Annotated in this window: 10 protein-coding genes and 1 tRNA gene; 3 read left to right on the top strand and 8 right to left on the bottom strand. The window is 63.7% G+C overall.

Going from position 1 to position 20,110, the window contains the following annotated elements; translation table 11 throughout:
* Positions 1–1,862: 1,862 nt before the first annotated feature.
* From recB to recC, 3 genes are all read right to left on the bottom strand, one after another.
* Positions 1,863–5,492 (bottom strand): exodeoxyribonuclease V subunit beta, encoded by a 3,630-nt coding sequence (gene recB, locus CMN27_RS11390; protein WP_293626539.1) that lies wholly within the window; start codon positions 5,490–5,492, stop codon positions 1,863–1,865.
* Between the two features lie 94 nt (positions 5,493–5,586).
* Positions 5,587–6,669: an endonuclease/exonuclease/phosphatase family protein gene (locus CMN27_RS11385; protein ID WP_293626538.1), complete on the bottom strand. Its 1,083-nt coding sequence runs from the start codon at positions 6,667–6,669 to the stop codon at positions 5,587–5,589.
* 130 nt (positions 6,670–6,799) lie between these two features.
* A complete protein-coding gene (gene recC / locus CMN27_RS11380; RefSeq protein WP_293626536.1) occupies positions 6,800–10,177 on the bottom strand; it encodes an exodeoxyribonuclease V subunit gamma in 3,378 nt (1,125 codons plus the stop codon).
* A 635-nt stretch (positions 10,178–10,812) separates the two neighbouring features.
* On the opposite strand from recC, the gene CMN27_RS11375 reads away from it, so the two are divergent.
* Both CMN27_RS11375 and CMN27_RS11370 read left to right on the top strand, forming a co-directional pair.
* Positions 10,813–12,246, top strand: a complete 1,434-nt coding sequence (locus CMN27_RS11375; RefSeq protein ID WP_293626535.1) for a hypothetical protein — start codon at positions 10,813–10,815, stop codon at positions 12,244–12,246.
* A 66-nt stretch (positions 12,247–12,312) separates the two neighbouring features.
* Positions 12,313–13,287 carry a hypothetical protein gene (locus tag CMN27_RS11370; protein ID WP_293626533.1) on the top strand — a complete coding sequence of 325 codons (975 nt, stop codon included), beginning with the start codon at positions 12,313–12,315 and terminating at the stop codon, positions 13,285–13,287.
* Positions 13,288–13,464: 177 nt separating this feature from the next.
* Here the strand turns inward: CMN27_RS11370 and CMN27_RS11365 are convergent, their stop codons facing one another.
* From CMN27_RS11365 to CMN27_RS11355, 3 genes are all read right to left on the bottom strand, one after another.
* Positions 13,465–13,938, bottom strand: coding sequence for a hypothetical protein (locus CMN27_RS11365; protein WP_293626532.1), 474 nt, complete (start codon positions 13,936–13,938; stop codon positions 13,465–13,467).
* Between the two features lie 304 nt (positions 13,939–14,242).
* Positions 14,243–14,692: a hypothetical protein gene (locus tag CMN27_RS11360; RefSeq protein ID WP_293626530.1), complete on the bottom strand. Its 450-nt coding sequence runs from the start codon at positions 14,690–14,692 to the stop codon at positions 14,243–14,245.
* A 465-nt stretch (positions 14,693–15,157) separates the two neighbouring features.
* The gene (locus CMN27_RS11355; RefSeq protein WP_293626528.1) at positions 15,158–15,787 is read right to left on the bottom strand and encodes a TetR/AcrR family transcriptional regulator; all 630 of its coding nucleotides are present in this window, start codon (positions 15,785–15,787) and stop codon (positions 15,158–15,160) included.
* Between the two features lie 211 nt (positions 15,788–15,998).
* Here CMN27_RS11355 and CMN27_RS11350 point away from each other — a divergent pair.
* Positions 15,999–16,075, top strand: a tRNA-Arg gene (locus CMN27_RS11350).
* Between the two features lie 593 nt (positions 16,076–16,668).
* On the opposite strand, the gene CMN27_RS11345 is transcribed toward CMN27_RS11350, so the two are convergent.
* Entirely contained in the window at positions 16,669–17,256 is a 588-nt protein-coding gene (locus tag CMN27_RS11345; RefSeq protein ID WP_293626527.1) for a DUF924 family protein, read from the bottom strand.
* A 482-nt stretch (positions 17,257–17,738) separates the two neighbouring features.
* Entirely contained in the window at positions 17,739–20,084 is a 2,346-nt protein-coding gene (locus CMN27_RS11340) for a GNAT family N-acetyltransferase (RefSeq protein WP_293626526.1), read from the bottom strand.
* Positions 20,085–20,110 lie beyond the last annotated feature (26 nt).

Below are 20,110 nucleotides of genomic sequence, written 5' to 3'. Positions count from 1 at the left end.
AGTGACTTTCATTTGCTTGTCCAAATGAAAGTAACCAAAGCAAAGGACACCCTGTCTTGCGCCGATGCTGCGCATCGGTTCACTGCGCGGCTCCGGCCGAACGCGGGCCAGCCGGAAACTCGCTTCGCTCAGACATCCGGCCGGCTTTGTCCGCGTTCGGCCTCCACTGCTCGGCGCTACGCCCAAGGGACTGAATACAGGCAAGCGTCGCGGGCGCTCGCTCAAGGTCATGTCTTTTGTAGGTCGGATTAGCCACGGGCGTAATCCGACAAGAACGTAGGCACCTGTGCTGATTCCGGCGTGTAGCCGTCGCGACTCACCGCTATGGGCTGGGTGCCTGCTTTGACTCTCGGGTGGAGCGAACGCGAAGCGCAGGGTGGAAGCGTTGCCGGTGCACTGCGCCGCTGTGGCCGGTTTTAGGTGTTTTGCAATCGCTGAGCGGCGTGGTTTTTTAACACTAAGTGTTTGCGAATCAACGGTGCGGGTGAATTTTGGCTTGGGGTTTCGCACTGCTGTGCGAGTGACTTTCATTTGCTTGTCCAAATGAAAGTAACCAAAGCAAAGGACACCCTGTCTTGCGCCGATGCTGCGCATCGGTTCCCTCCCATCACGAATCGCGAGCGGGACGGCCGGAAACTCGCTAACGCTCAAACATCCGGCCGTCTTATTCCGCTCACGATTCGTGCTGCTCGGCGCTGCGCCCAAGGGACCCGAATACAGACAAGCTCGCTGTCGCTCGCTCAAGGTGATGTCTTTTGTAGGTCGGATTAGCCGAAGGCGTAATCCGACAAGAACGTAGGCACCTGTGCTGATTCCGGCGTGTAGCCGTAGCGACTCAACGCTATGGGCTAGCTGCCTGTATTGAGCCCCGTATGGAGCGAACAAGAAGCACTGGGCCGAAGGGTTGTCGGCGCACTGCGCCGATGTGGCCAGCCTGTTCGAGGATCGCCAAAGCGATCCGAGTTCTGGCCACACCCTTCGGCTCGCGCATCGCAGTGGTTCGGCGCTTTGCGCCGACGCGTAACCTGGGTGTCTTTTCTTTTGCCCACTTTCGTTTGGACAAGCAAACGAAAGTGGGTCGCGCTGCAGTGCGAAACAGTGGGTTCGACAAACTTGTGAGCGTCGAAGGGGAAGTAGTCCGAGACTGGCGAGTTTGGAATCGACTGCGTTAGTGAGGTTTGGCTTGGGGTTTCGCACTGCTGTGCGAGGTACTTCTCTTTGCTTGTCCAAAGAGAAGTACCCAAGAGAAAAGACACCCTGTCTTGCGCCGATGCTTCGCATCGGTTCCCGCCCAGCGAAGGCCGCAAGCGGGGCAGCCGGAAACTCGCTGCGCTCAAACATCCGGCCGCCTTGTTCCGCTTGCGGCCTTTGCTGCGCGGCGCTGCGCCCAAGGGGCCCGAATGCAGCCCAGCTCGCTGCCGCTCGCTTGAGCTCGAAGCGAATTGTTTGTATTGGCTCCCGTTGCGCAGCGACGCAGGCGCGCAGCGGCGACGGGTGTCCGGCGCACTGCGCTGGTGCGTGCAGCATGTTTGAGGATCGCGAAAGCGATCCGAGTTCTGCGCGCATCCCGTCGGGGTGAGCATCGAAGTGGACCGGCGTTAGCCGGCGCTGTGCCGGGCGTCTTTTCCTTTGCTTACTTTCGTTTGGACGAGCAAACGAAAGGGAGTCGCGCAGCAGCGCGAAACAAAAGGGCAGATGAACTCGTGAGTGCCGACGGGCGCCTGTTTCTCGCCGTGGCTCCCTGTCCGCCGTAGCTCGTGAGCTGCGGTTTTCTCGGCAGTGAGCGCCGAGCGCGACGGCGGAATGTCGGCTTACGGCCTGCGGCCTAAGCCGACCTACGTGGGCTACGGGTGGTTGCGACATCATGCCGTCAAACTCTGATCCGGCTGTTCGGCATCGAATAACGCGTCCAGCGCTTCTACCAGCTCGACCGGCGGTTTATCGATGAACACGCCAGCGCCAGTTTGGCCGTCCATCGCCCGTACGAACAGATACTGCACGCCGCCCAGATGCCGGGCGGGATCATAGGCGTCGCCTAGCGCCTGGCGTAGATGCCGGTGTAGGGCGACGGTGTAGATGAGGTATTGCAGGTCGTAATGGGCCCGGCCCATGGCCTGCGTCAGGCCGGCGGCGTTGTAGGCGGCGGGGGTGTCGCCAAGCCGGTTGGTCTTGTAGTCGAGCACGTAATAGGCGCCGTTGTGTTCGATCACGAGATCGATAAAGCCCTGCATCAGCCCGTAGAGTGTTTGCTGCGGCGCGCCGCCGATCGCGGCGGGTAGATAGCCGGCCTCGCGCAGCAGGTCGACCAGCGCGCCGAGACGGTTGCCGCGCAGACGCAGCATGAACTCCATCTCGGCCAGCGCCTGGCGTGGGTTCAGCTCTGCCAAGGGCCCAAGTTCGGGCAACGGGGTATGCACGGTACGCGCGATGAGCGCGGCGGTATCGTCGATACGCGGGTCGCGTTCTTCGTCGCCGATGAGGCCGTACTGGCGCAGCGTTTTGACCAGAAACGCGTGCTGGTCGTCGGTAAGGGCCTGTTCCGGCTCGGGCCAGGCATCGCGCTCGGCGTTGCCCACCCATGCCTCGAGCACATCGTGCACGGCGGAGCCGAAACGTACGCCCGACAGGCGTTCGTCCAGTCGGGGCAGCATACCTTCGTCTTGCGCTTCGAGCGCTTCGACGCCGGTGCTGGCCAGTTCGTCCTGTGCACCGGCTTCGGGCAGTTCGGCCGGGCGGTTGTCGGCCGGCGCATGGGCGAGCCGCGAGAAACTGTAGGTGGACCAGCGCAGGCGCGGCTTGGGCAGGTCGTTGCGGGCATCGGCAAGCGTATCGGCGGCCGAAGGCGCCCGGCGTTCGACGGCCGGGGCGGGCGCTTGTGCGTCTATCGTTTCCAGGGTGATGGGCTGTTCGGCAGCGAGCTGGTCCAGGGCCCCGTCGGCGCTCTGTTCGCCGCGAGCAAGCAGGTTCGCGAGCGCGCTGCCCCGGGTCGTGTTCGCATCGCGCCAGCCCACCACCAGGGCCTGTTCGGCGCGGGTAAGGGCAACATAAAGCAGCCGCAGCGCTTCCGAGCGGGCCTCCAGCACGGCCTGGTCGCGGTGGGCATCGTCGTCGCCGACGAGGTCGATGAGCGCGTGGCCGGCCTCGTCGTGAAAGATCAGCGGCGGCTTGTCGGGCGCGCCGGCGGTGCCGAGCCACAGCGCAAAGGGCATGAACACGATGGGGTATTGCAGACCCTTGGCCGCATGCACGGTGGTGATGCGTACCAGATCGGCGTCGGATTCCAGCCGTAGCTGGCTGTCGTCGTCCACCGCACTGGCCGTGCCTTCGATGGCGGCCGCGATGCGTTCGTCCAGCCAGCGCACAACGCTTGCCATGCCGAAGCATTCCGCCTCGGCGTTGGCGAGCAGTTCGCCGAGTTGCAGATAGTTGCTCATGCGCCGCTCGCCGTCGGTCAGCGCGAGCAGTGTGGGTGCACAGTCCACGAACAGCCGTTCCAGGGCGGTGAGCACGCCGCGGCTGGCCCAGGCTTCGTGCAGTACATGAAAGCGTTCGATGGCCTGCTGCATGGCGTGGTCGTCGTCCGCCAGGGCGATGAGATCAGCCAGGCGCTTGCCGATGAGCGCGGTGGGCTGGGCGGCGCGTACCGCCATGGCATCGTCGGGCGCGGCCATGGCCCGCAGCACGAGACGCAGGTCGTCGGCTTCTTCGGTGGCGAATACCGAATCGCGATGCTGGCAGACGGCCATGATGCCCTTGGCGGCCAGCGCAGCCTGAATGGCGGTGGCCTCGAGATGGCTGTTCACGAGCACGGCGATATCGCGTGGCGCGATCGGCCCGGTTTCGCCGTCGGCGTATTGCCAGCGGGTGGTGCCGTCGAGCAGCCGGGCGACCCCGGCCACGGTGTGGTCGATGAGCAGGGGCCGGTCTTCGCCTTTCGTTCCCTTGCCGCCGGCCAGCTGCCAGACGGTCAGCGCGGAGAGCTGCTGGCCGTTGCCGTCGACGATGCGTTTGTCATCGGGTCTGCGCCCGGCCTCCACGTGCGGGAAGTCGATCTCGTCGACGAGAAACGGCGCCTCCGCTGGGACCGAATACAGCGCTTCGATCGCATCCAGTACGTGCTGGGTGGAGCGAAAGTTGGTGGTCAGGGTATAGCGGGCCTCGCCGGCTGCCCGGGCGGCGGTCAGATAGGCATAGATATCGCCGCCGCGAAAACCGTAGATGGCCTGTTTCGGGTCGCCGATGAGCAGCAGGGCGCCGCGTTCGCGCGGGGTTTGCAGATAGATGCGCGACAGGCTGGCGTACTGCAGCGGATCGGTGTCCTGGAATTCGTCCACCAAGGCATAGGGCCAGCGTGCATGCAGGGCGTCGGCAAGGGTGTCGCCGGTACCGGGGGTGTTGAGCGCGTCGTGCAGGGCGGCGATGAGGTCATCGAAGCTGTACTGACGGCGCTCGATCTTGCGTTGGGCCGCCCGGGCACGCGCGGCTTCCGCGGCGGCCTCGATGGCCACCAGTCGGGCCAGCGGCTGCAGCTCGGCCAGAACGGGCAGCACGGCAAGCTCGGCCAGCGGTTCGGCCAACGCCTGGTGCTTGGCGGCCTTCTTGAATTGCGGCGCGGGCTGGGCCAGTGCGCGTAGCCATTCCGGCAGGGCGGGGACGGTGCCGGCCGCAATGGCATCCTGAATACGCTGGTCGATTGCCGCGATCTCGGCGGCGATATCGTCGAGCGTAGCCAGCTGTTTGTAGAGGGCGGCGCTTTTGAGCAGCGCGTCGGATTCGAAGGCGTCGACGAGTGCTTTTGAAAGCCGGTCGGCCGTGCCCGGCCAGAGGCGAGCCAGCTCTTGGCCAAGCGTGCTCAGGCGATCGGAGTCGATGCCGGCCAGGCGCACATGCGGGCGGGCGAGCAGCGGCGCCAGCGCGACGTAGAGCGCATCCGGCGACGGCCAGAGCGCGAGGGTGTCGCCGGCGCTGGCATGCGCGCCGAAGACATGCTCGCGCCAGTAGTCGGTCGCGGCTTCGCGATAGATGGACGGGTCGTCGATCGGTTCGCCGCGATCGAAGGCCAGGGCAGACTCGAACGCGTTTTCGCTGGCCGCGCGCTGGGCAAAGCCGTGAATGGTAACGATGGTGGCCTCGTCCACCCGCGCGGCCGCGTCGGCCAGCCGGCGGGCGAGCGCGGCAGGCTCTTCGTCGCTGTTTTCAAGAACACGCCGGGTGAAATCGTGTTCGGCGTTGCCGGCCACGGCGTGTTCCGGCGCGTGGGCGATCCGTGCGGCATCGGCCAGGCGGGCACGGATGCGCTCGCGCAGTTCCTGGGTGGCCGCGCGGGTGAACGTCATCACCAGGATCTCACGCACGCTGGCCCGCTCTTCGACGATCACGCGCAGGTAGAGCCCGGCCAGGCTGAAGGTCTTGCCGGTGCCGGCACTGGCCTCGATCAGGCGCAGGCCGTTGAGCGGCAGGGTGGCGGCATCGAAAGGCTGGCTGGTGCTCATTCAGTTGTGATGGTGGCGGGAAACAACGGTGGCACGGGCGGCGGCTACGTTTCCGTAGGCTAGCCTTTGGGCCGCAGGCATGGCGAGTGCGGCCTTAACTGGAAGCGGCCGTTGTGTCCTGATTGCGCGCGCGTTCGATGGTATCGCGAGCGTTCTGCAGCGTGTCTTCGTCCGGTCGATTACGGGTTTCGCTCTCGCTCTGTTCGACCCGGCACAGCCGTGCGACATAGGGAAAGTGATCGGAGCCGAAAGCCTCGCCGCGAATGAGCTCGAGCGCATCGAAGCCGGCTTCGTAGAACACATGGTCGAGCGGCCAGCGCATCCACCAGGATTGGGCGTCGTAGGTCGGCAGAAAGCCGTAGCCCGCGCGCGGATCAACCAGCCGCCCGATTTCGCGCATATGGGTGACGGCCCGTTCCCAGGGCGTGGCGTTCAGGTCGCCGGCGACCACGCCGGGACGGTCGCTGTCGTGCAAAAGCAGGCCGGCCTTGAGCAGGATCGCATCACGGCCCAGCGCGGACTGCGACGGATGCGGCGGACGCGGGTGAATGCCCAGAAAATCCACGCGCTCGCCGGTGCGCAGTTCGACTTCGGTGACAATCTGCGGCGTGTCCTGCCCGGCGAGATAGCGTATCTCGGTTGAATGCAACGGCAGCCGCGAATACAGGGCAATGCCGAAATACGAGCCGGTGGTCCGGTGGACGGTGTGGGGCATGGACTGTTCGAGCGGGGCGAGCGCGTCCAGCCACTGGTCGTTGACTTCGAGCACGACGAACACGTCCGGCTGGTAACGGCGAACCTGTTCGATCAGGCGCCCGTCCGGGTCGTTGCTCAGACGTACGTTGGCGACCATCACGGCCAGGCGTTTATCGCTCGGACAGGCGCTGTCGGCGAGCGCGCCTTGCAGGGGCGTATAGGGCAACAGCACCGCGGCGTGGTAGATCAGCGTGGCGAGCATGAGCGCGATCAGCGCCATGCTCGCGTAGCGGTAGCGTCCCAGAAAACAGGCCGCGGCCAGCGCCAGTAATGCCAGAGCGGCGGCGCTCTGCAGGCGAGGGAAGTCGGTAATGCGAATCCACCAGATATCGCTGGGAATCAGCGACAGCAGGTTCGCGATGACCAGCGACAATCCGGCCACGCCGATAAGCCCGAACACCAGAAGACGAAGATATTTCACGCGTGCTGTCGCTTGTCGTGCACCACCCAACGGGGCGTACCTTACCAACCCCGCTTGAAAATGGATGATTTTTCGGCGTGATGACGCGCGTGCGAGAAAGCCGACTCGATCAGCATGTCGGAGTTTCTCGTCAGTGGGTTTCCAGCGGGCGAAGCGCGTCGTTCATCGGCCCGCTGATTGCTTCAACGGCCTGAATGAAAGGGCTGGTTTCGGCGCTTTCGCCCAGCGGCGCGTCTTCGTCGCCCAGTACGCGCAGAAAATACGGGTCGCGCATGAGATGGTGCGGTGAAAACGCCTCGGGTTTGAAGCGATAGCTGACGTTGTCGAAGGCCTTGTTCTGGTCGGGGTCGTACTCGTCGTCGAGGTCGGGGTGATAGGCCAATGGTCGACGCTGGCCGGCGCGATAGAGGGCAATCAGCTCGGCGAGCACTCTTTCGGCCGCTGGCTGATCGATACGGCCGGCGTAGCAGGCGACTTCCAGCGTCTTTTTCTTCGGCGCAAAGCCGGCCATTTCCAGCGCCACGTCGTGGCCTGCGGCAACGACGGCGAGATAGTCGATCCAGTAGCGCAGCCGAAAACGCGTCTTGAGCTTGCCGGTTCGAAGGCGGCGTAGTGCCTGCGGCCAGAGTTGGGGCACGCGACCGGTCACACGCACGCCGTCGATGGCGAGATCGATATCCACGGTCGTGGGCGTGGCCTCGGCCTTCCATGCCTGCCAGATCGGCAGCAGCGTGTTCACGGCATCGGCCTGATCGGCATAGTTGAGGTCGGCCAGCGGGGCCGGCGGCAGGGTGCCGCGGGCGCGTTCGAGCGCGGTGGGTTCGAGGTCGATGGCGTCGAGCGTGGTGGCGTCGGCACTATCGAACAGGCGCGTGCGCAGGCCGGCCGCGGCGAGCGGGTCGAGCGCGATCGGTTCGGCATCGTCAACGCGATGATCGTCGATATCCAGATCCAGCTTGATGCGTTCGCGAAAGAAGGCGCGTGGCGGGTGGTCGAAAAAGCGCTTGAGGCTTTCCAGGTCGATCGCCTCCAGTGCCTCGGCTGGCGGTGCTTCGCTGCCATCCAGCAGCGGCGTCCGCGTCGCGCGCGGGCTGATCGCGGCGCGGGTGGCGTCGCGCCAGTCGCCGGCAAAGGTGAACACCCGCGCATCCCGCTCGTCGGCGCTGAAATAGCGGGGCGAGAACGGCTGCATCGGCTGTTCGTGAACGAGGCAGGCGCTGAAGGCCTTGGCGCTGTAGTCGCGAAAATAGGTGCGATGCACGAATTCCAGCGTTTCCCCCACGATCGGGGAGGGCGGCAGGCTTTCGCCGCTGTGCATGTCCTGGCCGAGATAGCTGATATAGAAGCTGTCGCGCGCGGCGGTAAGTGCCTGCAGGAACAGCAGCCGGTCGTCGTCGCGGATATTGCGATCGCCCAGGCGCGGGGCGTCGAACATCACGTTGAACGCGCGGCCGGTGTCCTGACGCGGGAAGGCGTCGTCGTTCATGCCCAGCACGCAGACCATGCGAAACGGCACGGCGCGCAGCGGCACCATGCCGCAGAAGGTGATGCCCCCGGCCAGAAAGGGCTGGCGTTCGGCAACGGATTCCAGCGTGGCGCGCAGCATGTCGCGTACCGCGGGCCAGTAGATGCGGCGGTCTTCGGCGAGCGGACGCGCACGGGTACAGCTTTCCGCGATTTCGAAACGGGCGAATACGCTGCGCAGGCTGTCCACGGCGCGCTGCTCGTCGGGCGCGTCGGCCGCCGGCAGGATGAGCGCGTCCAGCAGGGTGTTGAGCCGGGTCTGCCACTGGGCGGGCGTAGCGGCTTCAGCGAGTGCGTCGGCGGTATCCGCCAGGGTGCGTTCGAAGCGCCAGAGTTTGCCCAGTGCGGCGGTGATCCCGCCTTCCAGATCGGCCCAGGGGGCTACGCCGGCGGTGAGCGTCTGGTCGTCGGACTGGGCCACGCCGAGCAGCAGGCGGTCTAGGCCGAAGCGCCAGCTGTTCTGTTCGAAAGCGCCCGCGCCCAGTTCGGCGCGATGGGCAGCGTCGCGGCCCCAGCGGATGCCGGCTTCGCCCACCCAGTCGGTGATCGTATCCAGCTCCCCCGCCGACAGGCCGAACCGGCGCATGACCGCGGGCACCGCGAGCAGGTCGAGCAGGTCGCTTGCCTGCCAGCGCGACAGCGGCAGGTCGAGCAGGGCCGACACACAGGTCACGATGGGGTGGGCCGCCGAGCGGGCGCGGTCGGCAAGGCCAAACGGTAGATAGCGGTCGGCCGGTGCACCGCCGAATACGGCCTGAATGGCAGGCGCATAGGCAGCGACATCCGGCAGCATGACGATGATGTCGCGCGGAGCTAAACGATCCGCGGCGTCGATCTCACCGTTGGCTACGCGCTTGTCGTCGGCGGCGAGGCGGTCGAGCAGTTGATCCTGCAGTACCTGTATTTCACGCAGTGGGCTATGGCAGGCATGTACTTCGAAGGAGGTGTCGTGTTCGGCGATGCCCTGCGTGGCCTCACTGCAGTCCAGACGCACGATATCCGCCTGAATGCGGTGCAGCAGGCTGTCTTCTCCGGGTACGTCGTAGGCCATCAGATCGCCCAGTTCGGGTTCGATCATGCCCGCGAACTCGTCGGAATAGAGCACGCGCACGGTATCGCGCGCCATGCGGCCCAGGGCCGATAGCAGCGGATGGCCGGCTTCCACGAGTGCCTCGCCGGGCAGCAGGGGTACTTCACCCTCGGCCTGCGTCGAGGGCAGGGCCAGCGGCAGGCGCCCGGCGGTGATATCGCCCCAATACGCTTCGCTCGGGTTGGGCAGCAGGAAATACACGTCGATATGCTCGGCCAGCGCATAGAGCAGGCGCAGGTGATCGGCCGCGAGTGCGACGAGCCCGAAGCAGTAGAGCGGATCCGGACAATGCTCGATCACGCGCTGCTGCAGGGCGCGATCCCGGCCGAGGCGCTGAATGAAATCGGTCAGCACGCGTGCGCGGTGACGCCGGCCGAGCCGATGGTCACGCGTAAGCCAGCGCCAGACCTCCGACTGCCAGCGGCCCGGGTTCGCGGTGGGCGTCTCGCCGGTTTCCCAGCGCGCGAGCATATCGGCGCGATAGACGAGGTACTGGTCGAAGACGTCGGCCAATTGCTGGGCCAGCTGGTAGCGGCGCACTTCGTCGATCGGCGTACCCAGATAATCGGCCACCGCCGGTATCTCGCTGGCCATGGCCGGCAGCGCCACATACAGATGCCAGGGTAGGCGATCGGCTTCGAAGTGATCGCCCGCGTCGGCGTCGTCGATCACGCCATGCAACAGCGCCCAGATGAATTCGCCGGGCAGACGGCCGTCGATGTTCGCGGCAATGCCTTCGCTCTCGGCGAGCTGGATACGCAGCCAGCGGCCGATGCCGGCGTTGGGTGCGAGCACCGTGTCGCGAGACAGCGGCGGCACAGGGCGGTGCCGGCGAAGCGCACCGAACAGCTCGGCCAGACGGCTCAGATCGTTGTGATGGTAGAGATAGAACATGGGCCGGGCACGGCGCGTGTGCACAAACCGGAGAGTCTAGGCGCAACGCTGCCCATGCCCAAGCGGCCGAGCAAGCCGCAAGCGCTATCCGACAGCTTGCGCCCTTCGCCCGGATTGAACTGGTGTAAATGGCCAGCTGTTACGAAAAGCGAGCCGATCTTGGCGTGGTCGGGTCGACTTTCCATGGGTTTGGGCAGCCGCTTTGCCGCCCATGCTTTTGCGCATGCTGCAATGCACATCAGCGCCTGTATGTAGCATTCGATTAAAGTCGAGTGCGCCGTTGCAGTGCGTCATTTCTGCTCCGTTTAACCTTATTTAACAGCGGCTTGAAGTGCCTCTGGCGAGATCGGAAAAGATGCCTTTCAGTTTGCTGGAATAAAAATGAAATACTCGTTCATGAACGGCTTGCACGGTAAAAAAAAATACTATAAACAGACACTCGTGACTTATGACTCACGAGTCACCCAGGGGGAGTATTCAATATCGAGCAAGTTGGGCACGCGCCTGCCGGCCACCGAGACGGCGCTGGCGCGTGCGACGACGAGGGTGCAACCGATAAGGACAGGGCGGGCCACGGGGCGCGAACCGGTCGATCGATACCCATGCCAGTGTGCGAGTACTCGAGAACACCAGCCATGCGTTCCCGTAGTAACGAAAGGGGAGAAAAACAAATGATCCGCGATATCAATAAAGCAATCGAGGCGAAACAGCCGGGCCGTCGGGGTCATCTGACCCGCGTGATCGGGCTTTCCGCACTGGCCGCGCTGGGCTTTGCGGGTACGGCTAACGCCACTATGAAAACAGATGTTGGCGTTGACTACCGAGCCACGGGCTTCTATGTCGAATCCGAATCTTTCGGCGTCGATGCAACCGACACGGACACCGACAGTGACAATGGCTTTGCGCAGTACCTGCGTGTGAAGGCCGATTTCAAACATGAAGAAACCGGCGTATCGGTGCATACCCGAGTCGAATTGGCCGGCGACCGCTGGAGCGGCGACGCGCGCAACTACGACACCACGTCCGGTACCGCTTTCAACGCGGACAACAACGGCGACAACGTGCGTCTTGACCTGGGTTTCGTGCAGATCCCGTTCAAATTCGGTCTGCTGCGCGTCGGTCGTCAGGAAGCCAACTGGAACAACTGTTTCCTGGTCTGCGACGACCGCCGCGACCGTGCGCTGTTCCTGACCAAGCTGGGTAACGTCAACGCCTTCCTAAGCTACGATCGTCGTCAGGACAACACGCCGTTCAACAACGAAGACAACGGCAACCAGATTTTCCCCGGTTTCGTGGCGCCGCTGGGCGAATCCGGCTGGTCGCTCGGTTTCCTCTACGTGCACTGGTTGAACAACTACAACGGCGACCTGATCGGGCCGACCGGCGCGCCTCGTAACGCGTACGTTCTGTCCAACACCAACATCTATTCTCCGTACATGCAGGGCAGTCTCGGGCCGCTCGATATCTCCTTCGGTGGTAACTGGCTGGAAGGCGGCAACGTCAATGCGAACCAGACCCCGGAAGGTGGTGACTACTTCAACGACGACGCATATTCCGGCTACTTCCGTGTCGGCGCCGACGTGGGCATGTTCGAGCTCAAGGCGCAGTATGTGGCCACGCGCGACGGCGGCCTGATCTCGACGGGCTTCGATACCTACTCCAGCCTCATCAACTCCAGTCCGGAATCGACGGCGAACCCGACCAGCCTCTACCAGATGGGGCGTTTCCTGGGCCGCGAAGGCTTCGACGAGTCGCTCTACATCGCCAGTATCGGCATGAACGTCACCGAGAAGTTCGCCTTGCGCGGCGCGGTGGGCTTCCTCGATATCGAGGTGCCGGATTCGGCAGCGGTCGCGGGCGAAACCAGCGATACCAGCACGGTCTATGATCTGCAGGCCAGCTATCAGCTCAACGAAGCGGTACGCACCTGGGCGACGCTGGGCATGCTCAAGGAGAACGATGTCGGTATTCTGCGCGGTAACAGCCTCGTCGGGGCCACCCCCAATGAGGGCAGTTTCGCCGATGATCGTGTGATCGCCGGCAGCGTGAACCTTGGCGTACAGTTCTAAGGCGCCGTAAGCTGTCAGGGGTCTTCGCCGGGTGGCGAAGACCCCTTCTTTTTATCTGGAGTTGCTGTGTTGTCGAATCGTTTCAAACGCTTTCAATCGATGGTGCTGGCGGCGACCGCCGTAACGGCAGTGGCGGGTTGTGCCTCCGGGCCGGCCAATCCGGCGGGCGGCAACGGCGATGCGCCGCTGGCGGATTCAGAGGCCGCTTTCGGCTACGAGCAGACCGATTGGGGCAGACCGTTCTGGGATAAATGGCTGGACAGCGCCCGGGAAGAAGGGCGTGCCGAGGCGGTACGCTCGGGCCAAGCACCGGCAGCGGCCGTGGCAACGACGTCGGCGGCAACGTCGGTGGACTCGACCGGCCTCAAGCCCAAAATCGGGCTGTATATCGCAAAGGATGCGCGCGAGTCGATGACATCCTATCGATTGATCTCGGCGCTCGAGCGTAATGCCGCGCGTCATGGTCTGACTCTGATCAAGCCGAACGAACTCGATGAGGCCGTGGGCGGTTCCGATGCCTGCGGCTCGGAAAGCCCGCTCGATTGCCCGCGGCTACTGGCGATTTTTCCGGGCATTCGCGGCCTGCTGGTCGTCGATCAGCGTGGCAGCGGCGACACGGTCACGCTCGAATCGCGCATGATGGATCCGGATTTCGATATTCGCTACGAGCCCCTATCCACGCGTGTACAGGTTTCAGACGGCACCAACTCCGATGTTGATATCTGGAGCGACCGTATTCTGGATACCGCAGCCGATCGTATCGGCGTAGCACCCTGGTTCACGCATACCTTCGCGCTCAAGGGCAAGGATATGTACATCAACGCCGGCAGCGCCGCCGGCCTGAAAATTGGCGACGAACTCGCGATTCATAGCGAGGGTTCGCTGGTGCGTTCGCCCAGTGGTCAGGTCATTGCCTGGGAACCGGGCCCAGAGGTGGGCCGCGTACGGGTCAAGGAATTCGTGGGCGAAAATATCGCGCTTGCGGAACAGGTGTCGGGCGAAATGCCCAAGCCGAAAGATCGACTCACCTACGTGGATTGAGTTTGCGCTGACTTCAGCAAGACGCCGGCCTCGCGCCGGCGTTTTTGTTTGGGACCCGGCACGGGCCGACCGCGGCCCGAGTGGGTTTTCTCAACGCGGGGGGTCGCATAAAAAAGCGCCGGAAGGCTTTCGCTTTCCGGCGCCTTGAATCCTCCGATCCCGTTTCGGGTGGGTGGACTAGTTCTCGTTGTTGTTGTGTTCGGTCACTTCTTCGTCGAGCTCTTGTGCCGTGGGGCTTGCGCCGCCGTGCTCGTGCTGCGAAGCAGGCAGGTCGTCGTTGACCTGGCTGTCGGCCGCGCTGTTGCTGTTGAGTGAGCCGCCGCTGCGATTGAAGTCTCGTACTTCGTTCGCGAGTTCGTCGGCGCGCGGGTGCTCGGCCGGCAGGCCGTCCGGGGTCTGGCTGGCATTTTTAGCGGCATTGTCGCTGTTCAGCGAGCCGCCGCTACGATTGAAGCCGCGAACTTCATTTGCCAGTTCGTCGGCTCGTTCGTGATCCGCCGGCATAGGCTGGGTCGGATTCCCGTCAGCGTCGATATGGGCGGTCGGCGTGCCGGCACTAGCAGCACTCTCTTCTTTCAACGAAGCGTGGTTCTTATTGAATTTTTCGATGTCCTGTGACAATTCCTGTGCACGCGACGTTTCGTTGTTCATGTCCTGTTGCGCATGGGCAACGCCAAAGCTGCCCGCCGCGCCGGCGAGAGCGAACCCGCAGAGCAGTGCGTAACGTGTTTTTCCCGGTCTGTGCATTTGCTTTCTCCTGGATGGTCGGCGGGTTCTAGGGCCGCCTTTATTATGCTTCACGCTCGTGTACGGCGGTTTTCTGTACTGTGCCGTTGAATTCGAAATAAGCGCGTACTCGATTATACCCATATCGGCCACAAAAAAAGCCGGAAGCAATGGACTTGCTTCCGGCTTTCTTGCTGGCAGATGCCCGCCTTGCGGGCATAGGCCCGGGTTAGAAGCTCAGCGCGTTCAGGTTGCCGCCGGTTTCGTTGTAGCGGGTCAGATCGGCGGCCAGCGCCTCGGTCTGCGGGTAGCTATGCGGCGTGGCATCGGCCGGCATGCTGGTTTCCGGCACCAACCCCTGGCTGGCCTGAGCGTTGTAGTTTTCGATCGCATCGCTCAACTGCATCGCGGTCTGCGAAACCTCTGCCTGCTCGCTGCCGGCCGGCAGGTCGTGGCCGACGACGCGGCCCTGCGTGTCCTGGCGATTGAAAGCATCCAGATCGGCAGCCAACTGGTCGGCCATGGGATGCGTTTCCACCTGGCCGCTGGTCTGCGGCTGAGCGTTCTGGGCGTTATAGGCCTCGATCGCTTCCGACTGGGCGAAGCCAAGCGACGAGAAGCCGATCAGGCCGGCGATCAGGGTCGCGGAAAGGGTGGTCTTGGCAATGGCGTTGTTCATGGCGCGTTCCTCGTTAAGACGTTGTCGCGCTGGAAAGCGCGTTGTTAAACCAAAGTCGTATTGCTATTCAGCGATGGAGTAATCGTATGTCCAGATAGCTGTATATTCAAGGAATGCAGTGCAACATTTTTGAGAATCGCCGCTAACCCTTTCATTAACGGTGAAAAATAGTTTCGTGAAAGGTGCGTGGTACATGCAGACGTAAAGCGTAGAGATGTTCATCGCGCCAGATCGGCCGAATTTGGCTGCGGCGTGAAGAGGGCTGCGAACCGTAGTTGAAGCCCGCGTGCGGGTCGGCGACAGATCCAGGCCCGTTTTAACGTGGGTTATACCGACCGGCCTGGTCACCCGGTGCGATCGATGGCGATGCGAGTGCTAGAGCTAGCTTGTATATGTTGGGTGGTGGCGGTGGTTGCTGATTAGAAGGGCTGCCTGCCATGGCCCGGACCCGGGTCGTCCGGTTATTCAGCGAACCTCACTCGCGTCGTCGGGGCGCACCGCGATTCCGTTACGAATGAAATCCATGACGGAATCGAGCTCCGCCTCGTTCAGCCCGTCGTTCTCCCACAGCCCGTAGCGCAGTCCGAGAAAGTGCGCGGTCCCCATGAGGATCCATACCCAGACGTCCAGGTCGCCGTCGCGAATCTCGTATTTCTCGACCGATTTTTCCAGGGCGCTGATATAGCCGCGGGCGAAGTCCGTGTAGTAATCCTTATAAATCTGTTCGTCGACAAACATCGATTCCTGGACGACTCGATAAAGATTGGGACGAGCCGCAACCAGACGAATGAACGCCGCCATTCCTTCGCGTTCGGCATCGAGCCTGGCCATGCCCGTGGGGATGGCATGGCTGAGCATGCGGCGCAGCTCGCGTCCCATATGCCTTACCAGTTCTGCGAGCACATCCTCCTTGTTCTTGAAATAGATATAGAAGGTGCCCTGGGCCACGCCCGCGCCGCGGGTAATATCGCTTATCGAGGCTCGGAAGAATCCGGTGTTGCCGAAGGCTTCCTCCGCGGCGGATAAAAGCTTCTGGCGGGTGGCCTCGCCACGCGCGGTCGTAGGCTTGAGCGAAGGCTTTTGCTTAGCAGCCACGGCAATCTGGAGGGTGGTTCATAAGTCATGCATGCTAGCTGCGCCATACAACTTTAGTCAATGCGCTGGCGAAGTCGGGTTATGGTTCGCAACAGGTCGATAATGAAAGTTACCGTAACTCAGTTCAAGGAGAGGTTGCACTGTGGCGACGCGCGGTCGAGATATGCGGCGTGTTGCGGTAATCTAGCGCGCGGCGCAACGCCGCCCGAATGCCCCGGTAGCTCAGTAGGATAGAGCAGCCGCCTCCTAAGCGGCAGGTCGCAGGTTCGACTCCTGCTCGGGGCACCATTATTAAACCCGGCGAGTGCCGGGTTTAATAATGGTCTTGAATAAGGGTCGAACCTGCGACAAGACAAACAAGCATGGTTCGACGGCTTCGCGCCGCGAAGCCGAATCGTCGCGCAGCGACGAGCCCGTAGGGTGAGCGGCGCCAACCGCGAATACTCCTGCTCGGGGCACCATTTCCAAACCCGGCCTCCCGCCGGGTTTGGAAATGGTCTTGAACAAGCGTCGAACCTGCGACAAGACAAACGAGCATGGTTCGACGGCTTCGCGTAGCGAAGCCGAATCGTCGCGTGAGCGACGAGCCCTTAGGGTGAGCGGTGTCAGCCGCGAATACTCCTGCTCGGGGCACCATTGCAATAACCGGCCGGAGCGCCGTTTATTGCAATGGTTTTTGAACGATGGTCGAACCTGCGACAGGACAAACAAGCATGGTTCGACGGCTTCGCGCAGCGAAGAGCCCGCAGGGTGAGCGGCGTTAGCCGCGAATACGCCTCCTCGGGGGCGGCATTCAAACGTCGCCGGCATTGAGTGGTCGCGCGACTGTCGTAGTGGACTGTGGATGCCCGTTTTGCGCAGCGCGCTGCTTCGCCCGGTCGTTAAAACGAGGACCCCGGCTCGCGCAGAAACGCCTTTTCGGCCGGGGTACTCTGCCGCCCCAGCAGCGCATTGCGATGCGGGTAGCGACCGAAGCGTTCGATGATGGCGTAGTGCTGACGTTCGGCCTTGAGATGGCCGGCGAGACCAAGCGACTTGTACAGGCGCAAGGCGACCCCGTGATCGACCAGCGCTTCGCTGTGCATGAACGGCATATAGAGGAAGGCACATTGCTGACGTGTGAGCACGTTGTCGTCGCCCGCGGCAATCGCTTCACGTGCGAGCGCGAGCGCCTCCGAGTCGTTCGCGAAAGCCTGCGGTGTGTCGCGATGGATATTGCGGGAGAACTGGTCGAGTACCAGAATTTCCGCCAGGCGGCCGATCGGCCTCGTGCGCCAACGTTTCAGCCCGCTCTGGGCTGCGACTGTGAGTGTTGCCCCGAATCGTTCGGCGATGCGGCGATCCAGCGCGGTCGATTTTCGAAACCAGTCCCGCGGCGCCAGCTCGTCGAACCAGAATGCGACGATCTCGTCGGGGCTGGCAAGATCGGCCGGCTGGGCGTCGCGGGGTGTGTCTGCTGGGTTCGTCATCGCTCATCATTATCTATGAAACGCGGTTGGCTTCGCTTAAATCGGCAAGCTTGTCCGCCAACGAATGCAAAGCTACACCAATAGGGCAAGTGTCCGCAGATCGACACAGATCGACGCAGATTCAGGCCGGATAGCTCGCGGCGCCGGTTTCGAGCGGTTTCTGAGTTGTCGGCGAGCGCTGGCGATGTTGCCCTTATTTTCATCTGCGTGAATCTGCGTCGATCTGCGGACGGTTTTTGAATAGACCCCGCCGCATCGGCGTCGCCCGAAGCCCGCCTTCTGCATGATGACGTGCGAAACTCGGTGCGCTGCGCTTAAGGCGGCAGGTTGTCCGTCAATTAATGCGAAGACACGCCCATAAGCCGAACGCCAGAACGAACGAAGGCCGAGTAGTCTTATATCCACGCGACAGGCTGAACTATAGGTAATCAGGTCGTCGCCAGCTCGATGCGCGGTGCGGTAATAGCTATGCGGGGATTGCGCTAGCCCGTGCCTTTCAACGGGCTCTTGTAGTCGCGCGAGGGGATTTCGACGCGCACGCTGCTGGCGTCGTCGAGCGAGCGTTTCACCTTGAAGCCCAGGCTGCGCGCGAGCTGCAACATCGGACGATTCTGGGCCAGCACATCACCGTAGACGACCTCGGTACCGCGTGCACTGGCCTGGCGTAGCAGACAGTCGAGCAGGTGGCGGCCCAGGCCCACGCCGGTATGGTCGCGATGCACGAGAATGGCGAACTCTGCCTCTACGTTGTCCGGGTCGGCGATCAGCGTGCCCATGCCCGCCAGCGCGTCCGGGCGGTCGTAGGGGCTGACCACGAGCGAGACTTCGCGATCGTAGTCCACCTGGGTGATACGCGCCGCCATATCGTGCGAAAAGTGACGGATGAAGTTAAAAAAGCGCAGCCGGATTTCTTCCGGGCTGAGGCTTTCCAGCAGGTCCAGCACCAGCGGTTCGTCGGAGGGGCGGATGGCGCGCACGATATAGCGCGTATCGCCGCGTAGCGACACGATATGGCGCATGCGGGCCGGGTAGGGCGACATGGCCAGGCGGTCGCGTTCCGCGATCGGCTTCGCGGTAATTTCGATCAGGCTGTCGGCGGGCGCCTGCAGTCGGCCACGCGGGCCGGCCGCCACCCGGATATCCAGGCCGGCAAGCTGCGGCAGGTCGACCACCATCTTGCCCAGACGCACCAGCGCCTGGGCCAGTGCCTCGAAGGCGGCACGGGTACCGCGCAGACGCCCGGCGCTCGCACCTTCGAGCATGCGCCGCGCCAGCAGCGCATCCAGCGGTGCGAAGCCGTAGGCGGGGTCGATGCCGAGCGCTTCGTCGCGCACGCTCATCACCATGCCGAACTCGGCATGTCGATAAACGCGGACACGCACGCGCACGGCGGTTTCGGCCGGGGTTTCGCCGGCGATGCCATAGGCGCTGAGCAGATGGCTGGCCTCGTCGCTGGAGAGCCATTCCACGCCGCCGCTGGCCAGCATGGTCAGACGCTCGCGCAGGCTGTCGACGTCGGCGGTGACGGTCGGGTCTGGCGGCGGGGTGGCCGTAAGCAGCTCGCGGGTGAACTGGTAGCGCGCCCGATAGCGTACCGCGCGTACCGCGTCGTCGGCCGAGGCGAAGGTGGCCAGGCGTGCCTGTGCGCTGGCCGCCCGCGCCGGCAGTGCCGTATGCAGGCCCAGCCACACGGTCATGATGCGGTGCGAGAATTCGGCTTCGGCTATCGCCTTGACCATGGGCTCATGCGGTTGCCCCGCGATCGGACTGTGTACGAACAGCACGGCATCGACGTTGTCGTCACGGCAGATATGCGCCAGTGCGCTGAGCGTATCGTCGAGGTCGGAGCGGCCGATGTCGATGGCCACGCCCAGGTCGGCTGCCTGCGGCGCTTTTGTGGTCAACGCGTCGCGGCTTTCGCTGGACAGGCGCGCCGGTTCGATCGCGTGTCGGAACATGGCATCGGTGCCCAGCGCACAGGCGCCGGCGCCGTTGCCAACGACCACGACACGATGGCTGCCGACGGTGGGCAAAAGCTCCATCGCCGCCAGGCCGTCGAACAGCCCGCCCAGGTTTTCGCATTCCACCAGCCCGGCACGAGCGAACGCGGCCGAGCGCACGGGATCGGGCCCGAGCGGTCCGTCGTCGACCGCGCGCCGGGTCTGCAACACCAGCACCGGCTTGACGCGCGCAGCCGCCCGCGCCGAGGACATGAACTTGCGCGGCGATCGGATCTGGCCCACCTGCAGCACGATGGCACGAGTGCGCGGATCGAGCGCGGCATAGTCGAGCAGATCGGCGATATCGATATCGGCTTCGGCGCCGCTGCAGGCGAGCCAGGAAAAGCCGATGTTGCGCCCCAGCGCCCAGTCCAGCGAAGCCGCCGCCAGCGACTGCGACTGGGTGATGAGCGCCACCTTGCCGGGACGCGGCTCCAGGGCGAGGGTGCTGAAATTGTTGCCCTGGCGGGTCTGTACGATGCCAGCGGTTCGCGAGCCGAGAAGGCGCAGGTTGTAAGGCTGTGCGGCGCGCAGGACCTTGCCGGATATACGACGGTTGGCGGCCCAAAGCACGGCGCGGCAGCCGCGTGCGCCGAGCGCGTCGATACGCGACTCCGTGCCCCAGCTGGCGTCCATGATCACCGCCAGCCGGGCTTCGAAATCGTCCAGCCGGGCCAGATCCGCGCGCGTGGTGACGTGGCGGTAGTCGTCGGCCCCCACGCTGGCCTGGATATTGCGCAGCAGCTGCGATTGCGCCTCGCCTTCGGGGTGGCCGTAGATCACCACGCCGCGCGGGTGAAACAGCGCGTCGATATTGCGCAGCGTCATTGCATGTGCCCGCCGCGGGCAGCGGC

This window comes from Salinisphaera sp. (genome assembly GCF_002729955.1).
Classification (GTDB): Bacteria; Pseudomonadota; Gammaproteobacteria; order Nevskiales; family Salinisphaeraceae; genus Salinisphaera.
The sequence above is the reverse complement of the archived record's forward strand: the minus strand, read 5'-3'. Positions and strand labels throughout refer to the sequence as shown.

What these genes read in the sequence shown, in the direction of transcription:
- CMN27_RS11360 (WP_293626530.1), bottom strand. Translation starts at nt 14,692, where the DNA reads ATGAACAACGCCATTGCCAAGACCACCCTTTCCGCGACCCTGATCGCC.
- CMN27_RS11345 (WP_293626527.1), bottom strand. Translation starts at nt 17,256, where the DNA reads ATGACGAACCCAGCAGACACACCCCGCGACGCCCAGCCGGCCGATCTT.
- CMN27_RS11375 (WP_293626535.1), top strand. Translation starts at nt 10,813, where the DNA reads ATGCGTTCCCGTAGTAACGAAAGGGGAGAAAAACAAATGATCCGCGAT.
- recC (WP_293626536.1), bottom strand. Translation starts at nt 10,177, where the DNA reads ATGTTCTATCTCTACCATCACAACGATCTGAGCCGTCTGGCCGAGCTG.
- recB (WP_293626539.1), bottom strand. Translation starts at nt 5,492, where the DNA reads ATGAGCACCAGCCAGCCTTTCGATGCCGCCACCCTGCCGCTCAACGGC.
- CMN27_RS11340 (WP_293626526.1), bottom strand. Translation starts at nt 20,084, where the DNA reads ATGACGCTGCGCAATATCGACGCGCTGTTTCACCCGCGCGGCGTGGTG.
- CMN27_RS11365 (WP_293626532.1), bottom strand. Translation starts at nt 13,938, where the DNA reads ATGAACAACGAAACGTCGCGTGCACAGGAATTGTCACAGGACATCGAA.